The sequence below is a fragment of the Ruegeria sp. AP7 genome (assembly GCF_056539905.1).
In genome coordinates this window covers 493,573-510,851 of the sequence record NZ_JBQFVT010000001.1, presented here as the reverse complement: position 1 = coordinate 510,851, position 17,279 = coordinate 493,573, and the positions used below count along the sequence as shown (strand labels likewise).

The window sequence follows — 17,279 nt, the reverse complement described above, 5'->3', positions numbered from 1 at the left end:
GGATTTTCTCCGGCTTACCAACTACTGAATCGATTTCCGGGCCAATGCCCATGCGCAAATTGGGAAATCCGGGTCATTTTCCAAATCGTCGGTCTCGGGATCGTAGGTCGGTGGCCAATCCAGTTCCAGATTTCGTTGGGCTGCATGGCGATTGCCCCACTGCTCTGCTTTGATGCCAGTCGGATCAAAACCGCACTCACCTAGCAAATTCTTCAAACCTCGCGCAGTCCACCGAGAACAATCCTGCGGAGCTGCGTGAAACGGAATGAAAAAAGGCACTGCGAGCCAGAAGTAACCGCCAGGTCGCAGCATCTCCAACACGTTCAAAGTCGCCTCATAAGGTCGATCAAGATGTTCCCAGACCTGATTGGCCAGGATCAGGTCAAATTGCCGGACTTGTCCGTGTTCATCCAGCAATGGTCCGCAGCAGATATCAAGCTGACGCTGCCAGGCTTGCGTATAGCTTTGAAAGGCGAATTGCTTGCCCCAGGAACCTGAAATCTCGAAAGCCTCCAGCTTCTGCGGATTGAGCTCATGAATCCACTGACGGCTGTGGCGGGCCATAACGACCCGGTTCAAGCTTGTCATGAGCACCCTCTCGGACAGAATTAAGTCGGACGGAAACGTCATGCCAGACCTCAAGACACCCTGCAATGCGATAGCGTGGGTATGGGTGTCTGATTTCAAAGGAAAATGGCGCGGTTGACGGGGCTCGAACCCGCGACCCCCGGCGTGACAGGCCGGTACTCTAACCAACTGAGCTACAACCGCGCATTTTGGGTCTATGTGTGATCCGTTTGCCCGGATCAAAGGCTGACAGTGATGGCGCGGTTGACGGGGCTCGAACCCGCGACCCCCGGCGTGACAGGCCGGTACTCTAACCAACTGAGCTACAACCGCCCACTGCCCGTTCATCTCTGAACGTTGGGGTGTATTATGGCCACCGCTGAGCAGCGTCAAGCGGCGTTTTCAAGTTTTTTGCTTAATCACGGATTTTTCCAATGCAAGTAACTTTGAACAAAGCAAACGCATCGTGAAATCCCCGCTCCACCGCCAACGGATAACGATTTCAGCTTGCGAATATTTCTTGGTTTCTTTAGTTGAGCCCGCCAAGGGTGATTAGCTCAGTGGTAGAGCACTTCGTTCACATCGAAGATGTCAGGAGTTCAAATCTCTTATCACCCACCATGTTTTCAATAACTTATTAGCTGCAAGTAAAGTGCTGGGGTCCCTTCAGATCAAACGCGCAGCACACCCTGCACTACCCACCGACATACACGCCGGACTTCGGGCGATAGAATATCTTCTGGTCATGTAACCTGCCGAGTAATTCGTGTGCCTTGCGCACAAAGTTCTCACGGGCCTCTCTGTCCTCATTGCCTTCATCAACAAGTGCGACGGACCTGGCCGAAATCGCATGGCGCATTGCCTCTTCAATCAATTCCATATCTTCCACCGAAAGTTCGAACAGATCGTTGTACCGAGGCATCCTGGGGTCTCCTACCATGGCGCGGGCTCTCAGCGTGCTTGATATTCAAACCCGCGTCCAGCGTTATGATACCCTGAAGATAAACACTCGTGGCAGAAAGTGCTCGAAACGACTGGAAAATCTTTCCAATTCGTTGCTTTAGGCACTGAGATTCTTGCATGATTATAGAGACTTGCCATGTTTACTAAGGCCTGCTTATCCTGAAATGGTGGTCTTTCGAACCAACGGATTTCCTGGATGGGTTAACAAATGGCGAAACTGAAGCGGGAAATCGGCCTCGTTGGACTTACGTTCATTTCAGTCGGCGGCATCATCGGATCGGGCTGGCTATTCGGACCCCTGCTCGCCGTGCAGCATGCCGGCCCTGCCGCTGTTCTTTCCTGGATCATCGGCGCGGTTGCGATGTTCATTCTGGCGATCACATTTGCCGAAATCTCGGCGATGCTGCCTATCCCCGGCGGGATCGCACGCGTTCCGCAGTTTTCGCACGGCAATATCGTGTCGATGGCGATGGGTTGGACCGCCTGGATTGGCTACAATACGACCGCCCCAATCGAGGTTGAGGCCATGCTTAAATACCTCGCGCCATACGCGTCTTGGCTCCATACGGCAGAAACTGGGGAACTGACCGGGGCCGGTGTCTCTGTTGCACTGCTATTCATGCTGTTATTCGTCGCGGTAAACGCGCTGGGGGTTAAGTTTTTCACCCAGGTAAATGCGACACTGACCTGGGCTAAAGTTGCGATCCCAGTTGTCTTGTCAGTTCTGTTGATCGCATCGAGATTTGAAACGCAAAACTTTACGACGCCAGATGGATTCGCCCCCTATGGTCTTAAGGGTATCATGGCGGCCGTATCTACTGGCGGGGTGATTTTTTCCTTCATTGGATTCCGACATGTGGTTGATATGGCTGGGGAAGTTCGCAATCCGAAATTTGCTATACCGGCTGCATTGGTTCTTTCCATTGTGCTGTGTGCACTGATCTACCTCGGACTACAGGTTGCCTTTATAGGAGCACTGGACCCCACAATGATCAGCCAAGGCTGGGCGCACCTGAGCTTTGGCGGTCAAGGGCCATTGGATGGTGTCATCATGTCAGTTGGGCTGTTTTGGTTTCTCAGCCTTTTGAACGTCGGTTCGATTATCGGCCCGTTTGGCAATGGGCTTGTAGCAACAGGTTCAAATGCAAGGATCGCAATGGCCCTGTCGCAAAATGGATTCCTGCCGAAGCGGTTGCAGATGCTCTCATCCTTTGGCGTCCCTTTGTGGGCGCTGGCGCTGAACTTTCTGATCGGCACGCTGTTCTTGCTCACCGTACCGTTCACCACCGTCATCGCCTTGAACGGGGCCGCAATCGTCCTCTCATTTGCGGTCGGTCCCATCGCAGTGGTATGCTTGCGCGATCTGCTACCTGATCAACCCCGCTCGATCCGAATCCCCGCGGTCAAACTTGTCGCGATCACAGCCTTCGCCATTTCGACGTTGATCGTTTATTGGAGCGGTTGGGACACGGTCTGGAGGCTTGGTATTGCCTTGCTTATTGGCATGGCGCTGCTGCTGATCCGCTTTCACAACCGGCTTGATGAGATGGACGCGACAGAAGCCCTTTGGCTGATGCCATATTTCTGCGGCCTGGGGCTGATATCTTACATGGGGCAATTTGGAGACGGTGCGCAGAAACAAATCCCATTCGGTTGGGATATTTTGCTTTGTGTCGTATTTTCGATGGTGATCTTCGCACTCGCTGTACGTTCGTCCCTGTCGGATAAAAAGTTTCAGGCTTACATCGCTGATGAAGAAGTGCTCGATCCGTCCAAACCGGTCATCGGCCTTTAAACAAAAAAAGGCGGGGATGACCCCGCCTCTTAACTTTATCAGCAGTCTTAGTGAGCTGTCGCAGACGGTCCGGCACCTTCGGCCGCTTTTGCAGCCGCCGCGGCAGCCTCTTCCGCAGCCTCGTCCCAATCAATCGACTCAGGCGCACGGATAAGTGCCTGCTCAAGGACTTCCGAGACGTGCTTGACCGCGATGATTTCCAGTCCTTCCTTCACGTTATCCGGAATCTCTGCCAGATCCTTTTCGTTCTCTTCAGGGATCAGAACAGTTTTGATCCCACCACGAAGAGCAGCCAGCAGTTTTTCCTTCAACCCACCGATTGGCATCGCATTGCCGCGCAGCGAGACCTCGCCTGTCATGGCGATGTCCTTGCGCACCGGAATACCTGTCAGGACCGAAACAATCGAGGTCACCATCGCCAAGCCCGCTGACGGCCCATCCTTGGGCGTCGCGCCATCGGGCACGTGGACGTGGATGTCGATCTTGTCGAACTTCGGTGGCTTCACGCCGATCTGAGGCGAAATCGACCGAACGTACGACGATGCTGCGTCGATGGATTCTTTCATCACATCGCCCAGCTTACCTGTGGTCTTCATCCGACCCTTACCGGGCAGTTTCAGCGCCTCGATATGCAGCAAGTCGCCCCCGACCGAGGTCCAGGCCAGGCCGGTGACAACGCCGACCTGATCGTCCTGTTCGGCGAGTCCGTAGCGGAACTTAGGCACGCCGAGGAAATCATCCAGATTTTCCGGCGTCACCGTCACGGTTTCCGTTTCTTTCTTGATGATCTTGGTCAGCGATTTTCGCGCCACTTTGGCGATTTCACGTTCAAGGTTCCGTACACCCGCCTCGCGAGTATAGGTGCGGATGATCGATTGCAGTGCCTCATCGGTAAGTTCGAACTCTTTGTCCTTCAGACCATGGTTCTTGACCTGCTTGCCGATCAGGTGCTGCTTGGCGATCTCGCTCTTTTCGTCTTCGGTATAACCAGCCAGCGGGATGATCTCCATCCGATCAAGCAGAGGCCCGGGCATATTGTAGCTGTTCGACGTGGTCAGGAACATCACGTTGGACAGGTCATATTCGACCTCCAAGTAGTGATCCATGAACGTGTTGTTCTGTTCTGGATCCAGCACCTCCAGCATCGCTGAGGCCGGGTCGCCACGGAAGTCCTGTCCCATCTTGTCGATCTCGTCGAGCAGGATAAGCGGGTTCGTGGTCTTCGCCTTTTTCAGCGCCTGAATGATTTTACCGGGCATCGAACCGATATAAGTCCGACGGTGACCCCTGATCTCGGATTCGTCGCGCACGCCACCCAGCGAGATGCGAATAAACTCACGCCCCGTGGCTTTGGCGACGGACTTACCCAGTGAGGTCTTACCCACGCCCGGAGGGCCAACAAGGCACAGGATCGGGCCTTTCAGCTTTTTCGAACGCTGTTGAACTGCGAGGTATTCAACGATCCGTTCCTTGACCTTCTCAAGCCCGTAGTGATCGGCGTCCAGAATGTCCTGCGCCCGGCCCAAATCCTTTTTGACGCGGGACTTGGTGCCCCAAGGCAGAGCAAGGATCCAGTCCAGATAGTTGCGCACAACAGTGGCCTCGGCCGACATCGGCGACATGTTCTTGAGCTTTTTCAGCTCACCCTCGGCCTTCTCGCGCGCTTCTTTCGAAAGCTTGGTCTCGTTGATTTTGGCTTCCAGTTCAGCGACTTCGTTGCTGCCGTCCTCACCATCGCCGAGCTCTTTCTGAATGGCCTTCATCTGCTCATTCAGATAGTACTCGCGCTGCGTCTTCTCCATCTGAGATTTGACGCGGGTCTTGATTTTCTTCTCGACCTGCAGAACGGACATTTCGCCCTGCATCAGGCCATAGACCTTCTCAAGCCGCTCACTGACGGAAAGAGTCTCAAGCAATTCCTGCTTCTGTTCGACCTCAATGCCCAGATGACCTGACACAAGGTCGGCCAGTTTCGCAGGCTCAGTGGTTTCGCCGACTGCAGCCAGTGCTTCTTCGGGAATGTTCTTGCGCACTTTGGCATAGCGCTCAAACTCATCCGCGACAGTGCGCAAAAGCGCCTCAGTCGTGGTGACATCGCCGGGAATTTCGGTCAGATACTCGGCGCGGGCTTCGAAAAACTGATCGTTTTCAAGAAATTCTGTGATCTGCACACGTGCCTGCCCTTCGACCAGCACCTTAACGGTGCCATCGGGCAGCTTCAGCAGTTGCAGTACATTGGCCAGAACGCCCGAGCGGTAGATTCCGTCGATCTCTGGGTCGTCTTCACCAGGATCAATCTGGCTCGACAACAGAATTTGCTTGTCATCCTGCATCACCTCTTCCAGTGCGCGGACCGATTTGTCTCGGCCCACGAATAGCGGCACGATCATATGTGGGAATACCACGATGTCGCGCAGCGGCAGGACGGGGTATGAGGAATTCAGAGGCTCTTGCATGCTCTATCCTTATCATTGGCAAGACGGCGCTGGTCCCTGGATCAGGCAACCATTGGCTGTCTCCTGTCTTGGACGATAAAGGTGGGGCACCTGTTCCCCCATTTCAACCTCATCGCCGTTTGTCGTGATGCAGCATGACCCGATGAATTGGGGACTTCAAGGCGTCCGGCAGACATATCCACCGATTTTGGCCCGGCGCGCTGACAAAACCTCCAATAAATTGTCAGTTGGGGATCAAAATATCCGCTGCTTGGCGCGAGATAAAAAGAACCCGTGGCCGACTTCATTCCTGCATTCCAAACCCTTTTTCGAGGAATGGCAGATAAATCCACCAAACGTCCCGGTTACGCCATATTCTGCGCGATCATAACCGTTGCGGTTTTGATTGACGGGTTGGCACAGCATGCGGACAGCGCCTTTATCGGTCATGAAAAATTCATGTCCCCAATCAGACTGACAATCCGCAGGTCGTGGCAAAGCAGGCGCGCCGCTACGCTCAATTATAGTGCAAGACAAATCCGAGGTTCCGGCATCCTGCCCGACAACACATTGGATGTTTTCAGACGGGGTTTCAAAGGTCCAGACATCTGCGTGGGCCAAGGATGCACAAAGAACGATTGCTATAGAAACAAGAAAGCGAGGCATGGAATCCTCCTTAACAAAACAATGAAATTGATGAAACAAACTGAGAACAGTATAGCAAATAGGGCGATGTTTGTCACCGCATGAGACGCAATCTAGAGTGGTTCTATATCGCCCTGCTCTCGTTGTGCATGAAACTGCGCCTGCCACTGCGCAAATGTTCCGTTGGAAATCGCGTCACGCATGCCCTGCATGATTTCCTGAAAGTAGTGAAGGTTATGCCAGGTCAGCAGCATACCCGAGATCATCTCATTTGACCGGAATACATGGTGCAGATAGGCGCGGGAATAATTTGAGCACGCAGGGCACGTACAATGCTCATCCAGAGGACGCGGGTCGTCAGCATGGCGGGCGTTCTTGATGTTGACCACACCGTAGCGCGTAAACACCTGCCCGGTACGTCCGGACCGCGAAGGCAGCACGCAATCCATCATGTCGATTCCGCGTGCCACGGCACCCACGATGTCGTCGGGTTTGCCCACACCCATCAGGTAGCGCGGCTTATCCTTAGGCAGGAATTCTGGTGCGTAGTCGAGGCAGCTGAACATGGCCTCTTGCCCCTCGCCCACCGCGAGCCCACCAACCGCGTAGCCTTCAAATCCGATCTGTTTTAGCGCTTCTGCGCTTTCTTCACGCAGGTCCTGTTCCAACCCGCCCTGCATGATCCCGAACAAGGCATATCCGGGGCGATCACCGAACGCATCCCGAGACCGTTCGGCCCATCGCATCGACAATCGCATCGACTCGGCGATGCGGTCCCGATCCGAAGGCAATGCCGGGCATTCGTCAAAACACATCACGATGTCCGATCCTAAAAGGCGCTGGATCTCCATCGAACGTTCAGGTGTCAGTTCGTGCTTTGACCCATCGATATGGGATTTGAAAGTCACGCCCTTCTCAGTCAGCTTGCGCAAACCAGCCAGCGACATGACCTGAAACCCGCCCGAGTCTGTCAGGATCGGGCGTTCCCAGTTCATGAACTTGTGCAAACCACCCAGGCGGTCGATCCGCTCGGCCGTAGGACGCAGCATCAGGTGGTAAGTGTTGCCCAGCAAGATATCCGCACCGGTTGCGCGGACGCTTTCGGGCATCATTGCCTTAACCGTCGCCGCAGTCCCGACGGGCATGAATGCAGGCGTCCGCACCTCGCCGCGCGGTGTGTTGATCTCGCCGGTGCGGGCCTTGCCGTCTGTGGCTTTCAGGTCAAACGAGAAACGGTCGGTCATGTTGGGGCCTCGGGTCGCGGAACCGGGCAGGCTTTGCCCGATCTACTGGTTCAATGCAACCCGTCAGGGCAGAGATGCAACGCGTTCGGTAAACAGTTGTACAACCCCTGCCCCGTCCACATTCCGGCATACGCGTACTGCAGGCCGCGAAGGGTTAATACGTGTGGCCCCGATGTCAGGTCCTTCGAGCGACACCTGCAAACCAGTTTCAACCACATCGAACATTGGCTCATGCGTGCAAGCGATCACTGCCGTTGAATCGTGCAGGCCACAACCTTCAAGCCCGCCAACCTCTTTGTAGAACTTCAGATAGAACCGCGAGATGTCGCGCAGAAAACCACCCATATCGGGGGATTTCTGAGCCAACCCTTCGAAGTCGGCAGTTTCATAGAGCGTTTTCAGGGTCACATCCAAGCCAACCAGCACGGTCGGCAGAGACGCAGCGAATACTTCATCGGCAGCCTTGGCATCATGGTAAATATTCGCTTCGGCATGCTCGGTGATGTTACCCGGGCAGTAAACCGCGCCACCCATGATCACCAGCTTGGCCACATTGTCGGCAAAATCCGGGTCAAGCTTGATTGCATCCGCAATATTGGTAAGCGGGCCAACAGCACAAACGACCAATTCACCGCGATGCGCGCGCGCCATTTCAACCAGGAACTCTGCGCCTGTCAGCGCGTGGTTCTCGCCAATATGCGGGATATCGGTAAAATCACCGAACCCTTCAGGCCCGTGTACATGCTCGGACGGCGCGTGGCGGTCTTCACCACGTGCAAATGGCGCCCCTTCAGCTACTGGAATATTCAATCCAAGTTTATCAACCAGATAGCGCGCATTGCGACTGGATTGATGCACATGAGTATTGCCAAAGACGGTCGTCAGGCCAACCAACTCTATTTCCGGAGCTGCAGCGGCATAGGCGATGGCCATCGCATCATCGATGCCGGGATCAGTATCAATTATCAGTTTCATCCCCGCCCGATACCGCAAACACAGGTAGGATGCAAAGCGGTCACAGGCAAAGAATTCGCACCGCATTAACTGTTTCAAAGATTTGCATTTGGGCGCACTCAATCCATACCAGAGTTGAAATCGGGCGACTCAATCCCCAAATGTATACTATAGTACACAATAAATGAGGACAGATATGACAGAAGACCAGATTATCGGACTGCTTACTTCGAACATTATTTATCTGCTGGCGGCAGCGCTAATTGCACTTGTCATCTTCAAGGGCATCAAGATCGTGCCTCAATCCGAGAAATACGTGGTTGAACGGTTCGGCCGCTTGCGCTCGGTCCTTGGGCCCGGAATCAACTTTATCGTTCCTTTTCTTGATGTTGCACGCCATAAGATATCCATCCTTGAGCGTCAGTTGCCCAACGCAACTCAAGACGCGATCACCAAGGACAATGTTCTGGTGCAGATCGATACCTCGGTGTTCTACCGTATTCTGGAACCTGAAAAGACTGTATACCGTATCCGTGACGTAGACGGTGCGATTGCCACAACCGTGGCCGGCATCGTCCGTGCGGAGATTGGTAAGATGGACTTGGATGAAGTTCAGTCGAACCGCGCGCAACTGATTGAACGCATTCAGGAAAGTGTCGAAACCGCTGTTGACGATTGGGGTATCGAAGTGACCCGCGCCGAGATTCTGGACGTAAACCTCGACCAGGCCACCCGTGACGCAATGCTGCAGCAGCTGAATGCCGAGCGCGCGCGCCGCGCACAGGTAACAGAGGCCGAAGGTCAGAAGCGTGCCGTTGAGCTGCAAGCCGATGCCGAGCTTTATGCCGCTGAACAGACCGCCAAAGCCCGCCGTATCCAGGCCGAGGCCGAAGCCTACGCGACTCAGGTTGTGGCCAAGGCGATTCAAGATAATGGATTGGAAGCTGCGCAATACCAGGTCGCCTTGAAGCAAGTGGAATCACTGAACGCTTTGGGTAATGGCAGCGGCTCGCAGACAATTGTGGTACCGGCAAATGCTATTGAAGCGTTTGGGAATGCCTTTAACATGCTGAAAGGAGGAAAATGATGGCTGAACCTTTCTGGCTTACTTGGTGGGTCTGGCTGGCTGCGGCGCTCGCTCTGGCCATCCTTGAGGTCGCCCTGCCAGGCTTCATCTTTCTTGGCTTTGCCATCGGAGCAGCCATCACAGGATTGCTGTTGCTGATACCAGGGCTGGTGCCTTCCCTGCCCGTTCTATTGCTGATCTTTGCGGTTCTTTCGCTGGTATCCTGGCTCGCATTACGCCGCATGTTCGCACTGCCTCACGGACAGGTCAAAACCTTCAATCACGATATCAACGAGTGATTTTGTACTGGCGCCCATTCCGGGCGCCACTGCCCCTCTGGACGCTGGTCGGCGGTTTCCCTATATAATTTCTCAGGTAACAGACCCGAGGCATCAATGACCCACCCCAGCGAACAGTTCGAAGGCAGCCCGCTCATTGCGCCTTCGACCATCGAACATCCTTTGTACGACGCGATAGTGGACGCGTGCCGAACAGTTTTTGACCCTGAAATTCCGGTCAATATCTATGATCTGGGTCTCATCTATACCATCGACATCACCAATGAAAACGCGGTCAAAGTCATTATGACCCTAACGGCTCCCGGCTGCCCGGTCGCCGGCGAGATGCCCGGCTGGATCGTGGAAGCCATTGAACCCGTTGCGGGCGTCAAGGAAGTTGACGTCGAACTGACGTGGGAGCCGCCTTGGGGTATGGAGATGATGTCAGATGAAGCGCGGCTTGAGCTGGGGTTCATGTGACACCCTTCTCTAATCAGGTTTTATCGTTTGTCGTGAAACGGTTACGCGCCTGTTACAAATGCTTAGACATTGTGACACAAAAAGCCGGTACTTTTCGGTTGTTGGCGCAGTGATACATACTGTGTTGGCGCACCGGGTCGCAAACCTGTCTGCTGTCCCCAAATTGACCTAGCCCGGATATTGACCGCCCTTGCCCGAGGGCGGTCTTTTCCGGTTGCTACTAGTTGATTCCACAGGTCGATTTGATTTCCGCGGCTCTCGCATCCAACTGTTCGACGTAATCGCCTGAAAGCATCTTTAGGTGTTTGTTCTCGGTCCCGGTTATCAATCCCAATAAAGCTCCGGCGGGTAGGATCGAGACAACGCTTTCCGCTTGTTGTTCCTCCGCATGCTTCTTTTCCGCAGCGATCGCACGAAGATCACCCGGTGCTGTGGCACAATTGACCGGGTGCCGTTTGTCATCACCGGCGGCGAATGCCGGATAAGCCAGTGCAATGCAAACCAACCCAGTGGAAATACTTCGACCAAACAACTGCTTTGCACTTAATGCCATCTTACTTCGCCTCTGTCAGAACAATAAATCCACGTCATCCGACCATATCCCGCGCGATATTGCCAACCCGAATTCCCGATCAACCCACCACATGTGTGGGAATTGTGCCCTCCCTCTCTTGAGCCCGACGAGCGTCGGCCTTAGATTGGAGATAACGCGCGAATACGGAGCCCATCATGTTTGGCATTCCCGGCAAACAAGCCGTGACCATGACACCCAAAGCCGCCGAACAGATTGTTCGGCTGATGAATTCTGGCGGTCACGCCGGTCTGCGCATTGGCGTCAAGAAAGGCGGCTGTGCTGGTATGGAATATACCATGGACTATGTCGATGAGGCCGACCCAAACGATGAGGTGGTCGAACAGGATGGCGCCTGCGTGATGATCGCGCCAATGGCACAGATGTTCCTGTTTGGGACCGAGATCGACTATGAGGTTTCACTGCTCGAATCCGGCTTTAAGTTCCGCAACCCGAACGTGGTCGATGCTTGCGGCTGCGGGGAATCGATCAAGTTCGACGATACTCTGGCGACGCAGCGTTAAGACGCTGCCTGCAGGTGCACGTAAGTTTCATTAAATCGCTGCGTCAAGTGCTCTCCAGCCCGAATTATCTTGCCTGAATCCGGCGGGGCGACATTGGTGTCATAAGAGGGATTGAAGAACAGCGGGACCGAGATTCGCTCGTCTGAACTCCCTTTGACTCTATGTTCGGTTGCCGTGACTTCACCGTCTGTCCAGAACTCCAACATTTCGCCAAAATTGATAATGAACTGCCCCGGCGCGGCGTTTACGGCCTGCCAATCGCCAACAGGCATACGCACCTCTAGCCCCGGAGTACCATCGGTGGCCAACAATGTCAGGCAGCCATAGTCAGTGTGAGCAGCGATTCCAAAATCGTTTTCTCCTGCCCAATCAGGTCGTTGCGGATAGAAGTTACCGCGCAGCAAGGCCATGGGCGTATCAAAGGCGGCATCAAAACTGTTCGCATCCCGACCGATGGCAACGGCAATGGCACGCAAAACGCGCATGGCAATGCCACAAGCGTCCGAATAATAGCCTTGGATTATTGTCCGGAACTCGCCGGAAAATTCCGGCCAGAGGTTTGGGGCATACACGCTCAGTTCGCGGCCTGCATAGGGATTGTTGGCAGACAGTTCATAGCCGCAGTCAAACACTTCTTTGAAATCCGGGTTCGCCGTAGGATCGACTTGCTCAGAACGAGGTGCGCCCCAGCCGCGGTTAGCACCGGTGGTGGCCATGTCTACAGTCCGCTTGATCTGTTCAGGTTGCCGAAAAAAGTCGCGATATTCGCCAATCACCTGCTGAACGCGCTCAGCACTGAGTCCGGTATTGGAAATCGTCAGAAATCCGACCCGGCCAATGGCATGTCTCAGCTTATCCAGCTCCGCCGGCTCACGCTGGTCCAGCTTTGCAAGGTCTAGGTTGTCTATCATGCTGCCCTCTGCATTTACGCGTGCAATCTGTCCACACAATTCGCGGTCCGCAACCGGAATTGTCAGCGCTGCTTGCCGGTGATATCCGGGGTGCAGAACGCACAAAACCGGAGGGATCGCAATGCGGCGTAAGTTGGCGGCAGGCAATTGGAAAATGAATGGAACCGGCGTTGCGCTGAACGAACTAAAAGAGTTGAGCGCGTCTCATCCCTCTTCCCCCGTCGAAATACTGATCTGCCCGCCTGCCACATTGCTTCATCGCGCTGGTACTACTGTCGAAGGCTCAGGAATCACTGTCGGCGGACAGGATTGCCACGCCGCGACTTCGGGTGCGCATACCGGAGATTTAAGCGCCGAGATGCTGCTTGACGCAGGGGCAGACGCAGTAATACTCGGTCATTCCGAACGTCGAGAGGACCATGGCGAACAAAACGAAGACATTCGCGCCAAGGCCCGCACAGCGATGGACGCGGGCCTAAAAGCGATAATCTGCGTTGGCGAAAGCCTTGAACAGCGTGAAGCGGCGAACACGCTGGACATCATCGGAGGTCAGATGTCGGGATCAATCCCGGATCAGGCGACCGGCGAAAATCTCATTGTTGCATATGAACCCATTTGGGCGATTGGGACCGGCAAAGTGCCAACCCTGGAAGAGATCGGCGAAGTGCACGATTTTATCCGCGCCCGGCTGGAACGCCGCTTTGGTGAAGGCGTGGGCCGCTCGGTCCGGTTGCTCTATGGTGGGTCGGTAAAACCCAGCAACGCCGCCGAGATTTTTGGAGTATCAAATGTCGACGGGGCACTTGTGGGTGGCGCTAGCCTGAAAGCCCAAGATTTCTCGGGCATCATTCGCGCGCTTGAAAAGGCCTAAGTAGAATTAGGCCAGTTTCATTATGACCAAACCGGTAACAATCAGAACCGCCGCACCGATCCGCATCGGTGTCAGCGCTTCGCCCAGAAACAAGATGCCGACAGTGAACGAACCGACAGCGCCGATTCCGGTCCAGATGGTATAGGCCGTTCCAAGCGGCAATTCCCGCATGGCCATCGCAAGCATACCAAATGACCCGATCATTGCGACACCCATGATTGCTGTCGGCCACAAGCGTGTAAAACCTGCGGTCTGCTTCATTGCGACGGCCCAGACAATCTCAAGCAGGCCAGCGAACAACAGTAATATCCAGGGCATAAGAACACCTCACTTTCCGAGTTCGGGTCGTCCCGAATGATCATCCATGATGGTGAGGTCGTCCTCTGACGCTCAGATATGTGCTTAGACTTCAGTTTCAAGACACAAAAAACCGGGCGGATTACGCCGCCCGGTTCAAATGATCGGTGTATTTGATCTAGTTGGTTATGATCTCTGGCCCCATGAAAGTGTTGGGCAGGAAGGTCGAAATCCACGGGATATACGTCACCATGATCAGGAAGACGAAGAGCACAGCCAAAAACGGCAGCGCCGCGCGCACAACACTCATCATTGGCATACCCGCGACGCCTGAGGTTACGAACAGGTTCAGACCAACCGGCGGCGTGATCATCCCGATCTCCATATTCACCACCATGATGATGCCCAGATGGATCGGGTCGATGCCCAGCTCAATCGCAATCGGAAAGACCAGAGGCGCCACGATGACCAAGAGGCCTGAGGGTTCCATGAACTGACCGCCGATCAGCAAGATCACGTTAACCACGATCAGGAACGTTACCGGCCCCAGACCCGCGGACAGCATAGCGCTTGCGATATGCTGCGGGACCTGTTCATCGGTCAGAACATGCTTCAATATCAGCGCGTTGGCGATAACAAACAGCAGCGTGACGGTCAGTTTGCCAGCTTCGAACAGCGTATGCTTAGTGTCGGGGTGCACAAAGGCCGTGACGAGAGCATAGGGCTTCTTCAACACCGAGATGTTCTTTGCATCGCCTTCGGTGCTGAGCGGCCCCATGTCCTTGTAAACAAAGCTCGCGATCAGGAATGCGTAGACTGCCGCAACCGCAGCAGCCTCCGTCGGGGTGAAAATACCGCCGTAGATTCCGCCGAGGATGATGACGATAAGGAACAAGCCCCAACCGGCCTCGCGCGCCGAGGTGAAGACTTCTCCCCAACCTTTCCAGTCTCCTTTGGGCAAGTTCTTGACCTTGGCCATGACGTAGATGGTGATCATCAGCATCAGGCCCGCCATCAACCCCGGTATGACGCCGGCAAGGAACATCCGCCCGACCGAAACCTCGACGGCAGCGGCATAGACCACCATCACGATTGACGGCGGGATCAGAATACCCAGAGTACCAGCATTACAGATCACACCGGCGGCGAATTCCTTGGAATAACCAACCTGACGCATCCCGGCGATGACGATGGAACCGATTGCCACAACGGTGGCCGGGGATGAGCCCGAAAGAGCGGCGAACAACATACAGGCGAACACGCCCGCAATCGCCAACCCGCCCGGCAGATGCCCCACACAGGCAATCGAGAACCGGATGATCCGGCGTGCAACGCCGCCTGTCGTCATGAAGGACGATGCGAGGATGAAGAACGGGATCGCGAGCAACGTAAAGTGCCCTTCGAACGCCTCAAACAGCGTGCCCGCGACCGAGGCCAGCGAACTGTCGGAATAGATCAGCAGGAAGAGGGTCGAGCTGAGGCCCAGCGAAACCGCAATCGGAACACCGATCAGCAGCAGACCAATGACCATCGAGAAGAGAAGAACAACATCCATCAGTCATGCTCCCCCTGCTGCGCGCGAACCTCTTCGATCTCGTCCTCAACCTCGTGGCTAGCTACAAGGCGATCGGTTTCGCCGCGCCAGATTTGAACGGCAACCTGAGCGAAACGGATCACCAGCAGCAACATCGACAGAGGCAAAACGAAATAGGGAACGACCTTGGGCAGTTTCTCGTAGTACTCACCGTAGTTGATCATATCTTCCAGAAACCGCAGCGGAGCGACCATGGGGATATCGTCAACCTCGTAAAAACTCTGGCTGCGTGCACTCATGTCGAAACCGGTCGGAAACCAGCGACCCGAAGTTGGCGGCAGATCGGCAAACACCGCCCAGTAGTCATACGACCCCTTGAGCAAGAGCAGCGAAAACACCAGACAGCACGCTACCGCTATCAGCGCCAAAACCCGGCGCGGCGCGGGGGCCAGCATGTTCAGGATCGCGTCCACACCCAGATGCGCATGCTTCTTCACCGCATAAGATGCGCCTAGCAGCACCAACCAACCGAAGGTGAAAACAGTCAGCTCCAGCGCCCAAAGAATGTTAGAGTTAAACACAAACCGCGCGATCACATTGGCGAAGGTGACAATCGTCATCAGGCCCAAGAGGCACGCAATCATGGTTTCTTCGATATGGTCGACCAGCCCGCCTTGGCCGGATTTCGCACCAGACATCTCTCTGTCCCCGCATTTTTTTGATGAGAGTGGAGGGAGTGTGGCGGGCCATCAAGGCCCGCCTGACCTACGCGTCCATAACTCCCCAGTTCCCGGACACGCGGCTTGATCCGGGATCAGAACCCGGCGTTGATCGCCTGTGCAGCGTCGATCTTGTCCTGACCAACGTCGTCAGCGAATTTGTCCCACACGGGCTTCATCGCATCGACCCAAGCCTGACGCTGCTCAGGGTTCAGATCACGAATAATACCGCCTGCGTCAGTGATCGAGGCCTTAGCCGCTTCGTTCACCGCAAAGGCTTCCTTGTTCCGGGTCTCCGTCACTTCGGTTAGAATTGCCAGGAACTGATCACGGACTTCGGGGTCCAAGCTGTCCAGCCAATCCACAGAAGTGACCACGAGATAGTCGATGATACCGTGATTGGTTTCGGTGATACCATCCTGCACTTCAAAGAACTTCTTGCCGTAGATGTTCGACCAGGTGTTCTCCTGCCCGTCCACAACACCCTGCTGCAGTGCGCCATAGACTTCCGAGAATGCCATTTTCTGAGGGCTACCACCGATGGCTTCCATCTGTGCCACCAGAACATCCGAGGACTGTACGCGGAACTTGAGGCCGTCAGCATCCGACGGATCAACCAGAGGTTTGTTCGCGGACATCTGTTTCATGCCGTTGTGCCAGAATGCCAGACCTTGCAGGCCACGACGCTGCATGCTGTCTTTCATCGCCTGACCATCAGCCGAGGCCTGGAATGCATCCACGGCATCGATGTTCTTGAACATGAACGGAAGGTCGAACAGACGGAACTGTTTGGTGAACTTCTCGAACTTCGACAGCGATGGCGCGGCCAGCTGCACGTCGCCCTGCAGCATCGCCTCAAGCACTTTATCGTCATTGTAGAGGGTCGAGTTCGGATAGACCTCCATGCACATCACGCCGTTCATTTCGTCGTTGACGCGCTGCTCCAGCAGCGAGGCGGCAATGCCCTTGGGATGTTTGTCAGTATTGGTCACATGGGCAAACTTGACCACGATCTCACCGTCATCACAGGCCGCCATCCCGGCCGTCGCGGTGACAGAGAGTGCAATTGCAGTTGCTGCCGTTGTCAGGAATTTCATCAGTCTTTTCCTCCCAGATTTCCCTAAAACTTCGATCAAGCGCTCAGTCCGCGCCGTATGAAGCGGAGTGAAGCGAATCAATCTCTCCCTCTCAACGGTTTGTTCCGTTGTTAACCAAGTTTATAATTATTGTTTATTATCAATACGTTTAATGGGCTACTTCGCAAATCAAGAAAACTACCGCAATGCTCTGTGCGAAATTTCGCACAGAGCAACCACGTCGAGTGCGAGTTTTCGCACAAAATCAAATCAACCCGACCGAATCGATTCGTCTGGGCAATGTGCGACCGTAGCCCGCATATGCGGGCTGCCCGGCCCAACAGTTTTG

Annotated in this window: 18 protein-coding genes and 3 tRNA genes; 7 read left to right on the top strand and 14 right to left on the bottom strand. The window is 54.8% G+C overall.

Features of this window, described 5'->3' with window-relative positions; all coding sequences use genetic code 11:
- Positions 1-21: 21 nt before the first annotated feature.
- The 3 genes from ACR0KN_RS02465 to ACR0KN_RS02455 form a co-directional block, all read right to left on the bottom strand.
- Complete coding sequence (locus ACR0KN_RS02465) at positions 22-588, bottom strand: class I SAM-dependent methyltransferase (RefSeq protein ID WP_480651126.1); 567 nt, start codon at positions 586-588, stop codon at positions 22-24.
- Positions 589-694: 106 nt separating this feature from the next.
- Positions 695-771, bottom strand: a tRNA-Asp gene (locus ACR0KN_RS02460).
- A 52-nt stretch (positions 772-823) separates the two neighbouring features.
- Positions 824-900, bottom strand: a tRNA-Asp gene (locus tag ACR0KN_RS02455).
- A 213-nt stretch (positions 901-1,113) separates the two neighbouring features.
- Here ACR0KN_RS02455 and ACR0KN_RS02450 point away from each other — a divergent pair.
- Positions 1,114-1,188: transfer RNA gene (locus ACR0KN_RS02450), tRNA-Val, on the top strand.
- 73 nt (positions 1,189-1,261) lie between these two features.
- Here the strand turns inward: ACR0KN_RS02450 and ACR0KN_RS02445 are convergent.
- Entirely contained in the window at positions 1,262-1,489 is a 228-nt protein-coding gene (locus tag ACR0KN_RS02445) for a hypothetical protein (protein ID WP_170469869.1), read from the bottom strand.
- Between the two features lie 249 nt (positions 1,490-1,738).
- Between ACR0KN_RS02445 and ACR0KN_RS02440 the strand changes: the two genes are divergently transcribed.
- Complete coding sequence (locus tag ACR0KN_RS02440) at positions 1,739-3,325, top strand: APC family permease (RefSeq protein ID WP_480651124.1); 1,587 nt, start codon at positions 1,739-1,741, stop codon at positions 3,323-3,325.
- Between the two features lie 47 nt (positions 3,326-3,372).
- Here ACR0KN_RS02440 and lon read toward each other — a convergent pair whose 3' ends face one another.
- The 4 genes from lon to ACR0KN_RS02420 all read right to left on the bottom strand — a co-directional run bounded on the left by lon (position 3,373) and on the right by ACR0KN_RS02420 (position 8,624).
- A complete protein-coding gene (lon, locus tag ACR0KN_RS02435) occupies positions 3,373-5,781 on the bottom strand; it encodes an endopeptidase La (protein WP_480651122.1) in 2,409 nt (802 codons plus the stop codon).
- A gap of 234 nt (positions 5,782-6,015) precedes the next feature.
- On the bottom strand, positions 6,016-6,426 hold the full coding sequence (locus tag ACR0KN_RS02430) for a DUF6636 domain-containing protein (RefSeq protein WP_480651120.1): 411 nt from the start codon (positions 6,424-6,426) through the stop codon (positions 6,016-6,018).
- Positions 6,427-6,518: 92 nt separating this feature from the next.
- Positions 6,519-7,649, bottom strand: a complete 1,131-nt coding sequence (tgt, locus tag ACR0KN_RS02425) for a tRNA guanosine(34) transglycosylase Tgt (protein WP_480651118.1) — start codon at positions 7,647-7,649, stop codon at positions 6,519-6,521.
- A 63-nt stretch (positions 7,650-7,712) separates the two neighbouring features.
- Positions 7,713-8,624 (bottom strand): nucleoside hydrolase, encoded by a 912-nt coding sequence (locus ACR0KN_RS02420; RefSeq protein ID WP_170770678.1) that lies wholly within the window; start codon positions 8,622-8,624, stop codon positions 7,713-7,715.
- Positions 8,625-8,799: 175 nt separating this feature from the next.
- Here ACR0KN_RS02420 and ACR0KN_RS02415 point away from each other — a divergent pair, with 175 nt between their 5' ends.
- From ACR0KN_RS02415 to ACR0KN_RS02405, 3 genes are all read left to right on the top strand, one after another.
- On the top strand, positions 8,800-9,690 hold the full coding sequence (locus ACR0KN_RS02415; protein ID WP_010439798.1) for an SPFH domain-containing protein: 891 nt from the start codon (positions 8,800-8,802) through the stop codon (positions 9,688-9,690).
- Positions 9,690-9,968 carry an NfeD family protein gene (locus tag ACR0KN_RS02410; protein WP_170469854.1) on the top strand — a complete coding sequence of 93 codons (279 nt, stop codon included), beginning with the start codon at positions 9,690-9,692 and terminating at the stop codon, positions 9,966-9,968. Before ACR0KN_RS02415 ends, ACR0KN_RS02410 begins: the two co-directional genes overlap by 1 nt.
- Positions 9,969-10,064: 96 nt before the next feature.
- On the top strand, positions 10,065-10,427 hold the full coding sequence (locus ACR0KN_RS02405) for an SUF system Fe-S cluster assembly protein (RefSeq protein ID WP_010439793.1): 363 nt from the start codon (positions 10,065-10,067) through the stop codon (positions 10,425-10,427).
- Between the two features lie 220 nt (positions 10,428-10,647).
- Here ACR0KN_RS02405 and ACR0KN_RS02400 read toward each other — a convergent pair whose 3' ends face one another.
- A complete protein-coding gene (locus ACR0KN_RS02400; protein WP_480651115.1) occupies positions 10,648-10,980 on the bottom strand; it encodes a hypothetical protein in 333 nt (110 codons plus the stop codon).
- A gap of 176 nt (positions 10,981-11,156) precedes the next feature.
- On the opposite strand from ACR0KN_RS02400, the gene ACR0KN_RS02395 reads away from it, so the two are divergent.
- On the top strand, positions 11,157-11,522 hold the full coding sequence (locus ACR0KN_RS02395) for a HesB/IscA family protein (RefSeq protein ID WP_170469848.1): 366 nt from the start codon (positions 11,157-11,159) through the stop codon (positions 11,520-11,522).
- On the opposite strand, the gene ACR0KN_RS02390 is transcribed toward ACR0KN_RS02395, so the two are convergent.
- Positions 11,519-12,433: an isopenicillin N synthase family dioxygenase gene (locus tag ACR0KN_RS02390; RefSeq protein WP_480651113.1), complete on the bottom strand. Its 915-nt coding sequence runs from the start codon at positions 12,431-12,433 to the stop codon at positions 11,519-11,521. The two genes, ACR0KN_RS02395 and ACR0KN_RS02390, sit on opposite strands and share 4 nt — an antisense overlap.
- A gap of 121 nt (positions 12,434-12,554) precedes the next feature.
- On the opposite strand from ACR0KN_RS02390, the gene tpiA reads away from it, so the two are divergent.
- A complete protein-coding gene (gene tpiA / locus ACR0KN_RS02385; RefSeq protein ID WP_170770673.1) occupies positions 12,555-13,304 on the top strand; it encodes a triose-phosphate isomerase in 750 nt (249 codons plus the stop codon).
- A gap of 6 nt (positions 13,305-13,310) precedes the next feature.
- Here the strand turns inward: tpiA and ACR0KN_RS02380 are convergent, their stop codons facing one another.
- From ACR0KN_RS02380 to ACR0KN_RS02365, 4 genes are all read right to left on the bottom strand, one after another.
- The gene (locus tag ACR0KN_RS02380) at positions 13,311-13,622 is read right to left on the bottom strand and encodes a DMT family transporter (protein WP_480651111.1); all 312 of its coding nucleotides are present in this window, start codon (positions 13,620-13,622) and stop codon (positions 13,311-13,313) included.
- A 157-nt stretch (positions 13,623-13,779) separates the two neighbouring features.
- Positions 13,780-15,156 carry a TRAP transporter large permease gene (locus ACR0KN_RS02375; protein ID WP_480651109.1) on the bottom strand — a complete coding sequence of 459 codons (1,377 nt, stop codon included), beginning with the start codon at positions 15,154-15,156 and terminating at the stop codon, positions 13,780-13,782.
- Positions 15,156-15,833 (bottom strand): TRAP transporter small permease, encoded by a 678-nt coding sequence (locus ACR0KN_RS02370; protein WP_170469832.1) that lies wholly within the window; start codon positions 15,831-15,833, stop codon positions 15,156-15,158. Before ACR0KN_RS02370 ends, ACR0KN_RS02375 begins: the two co-directional genes overlap by 1 nt.
- A gap of 116 nt (positions 15,834-15,949) precedes the next feature.
- Positions 15,950-16,951 carry a DctP family TRAP transporter solute-binding subunit gene (locus tag ACR0KN_RS02365; protein ID WP_480651107.1) on the bottom strand — a complete coding sequence of 334 codons (1,002 nt, stop codon included), beginning with the start codon at positions 16,949-16,951 and terminating at the stop codon, positions 15,950-15,952.
- Between the last annotated feature and the right edge of the window lie 328 nt (positions 16,952-17,279).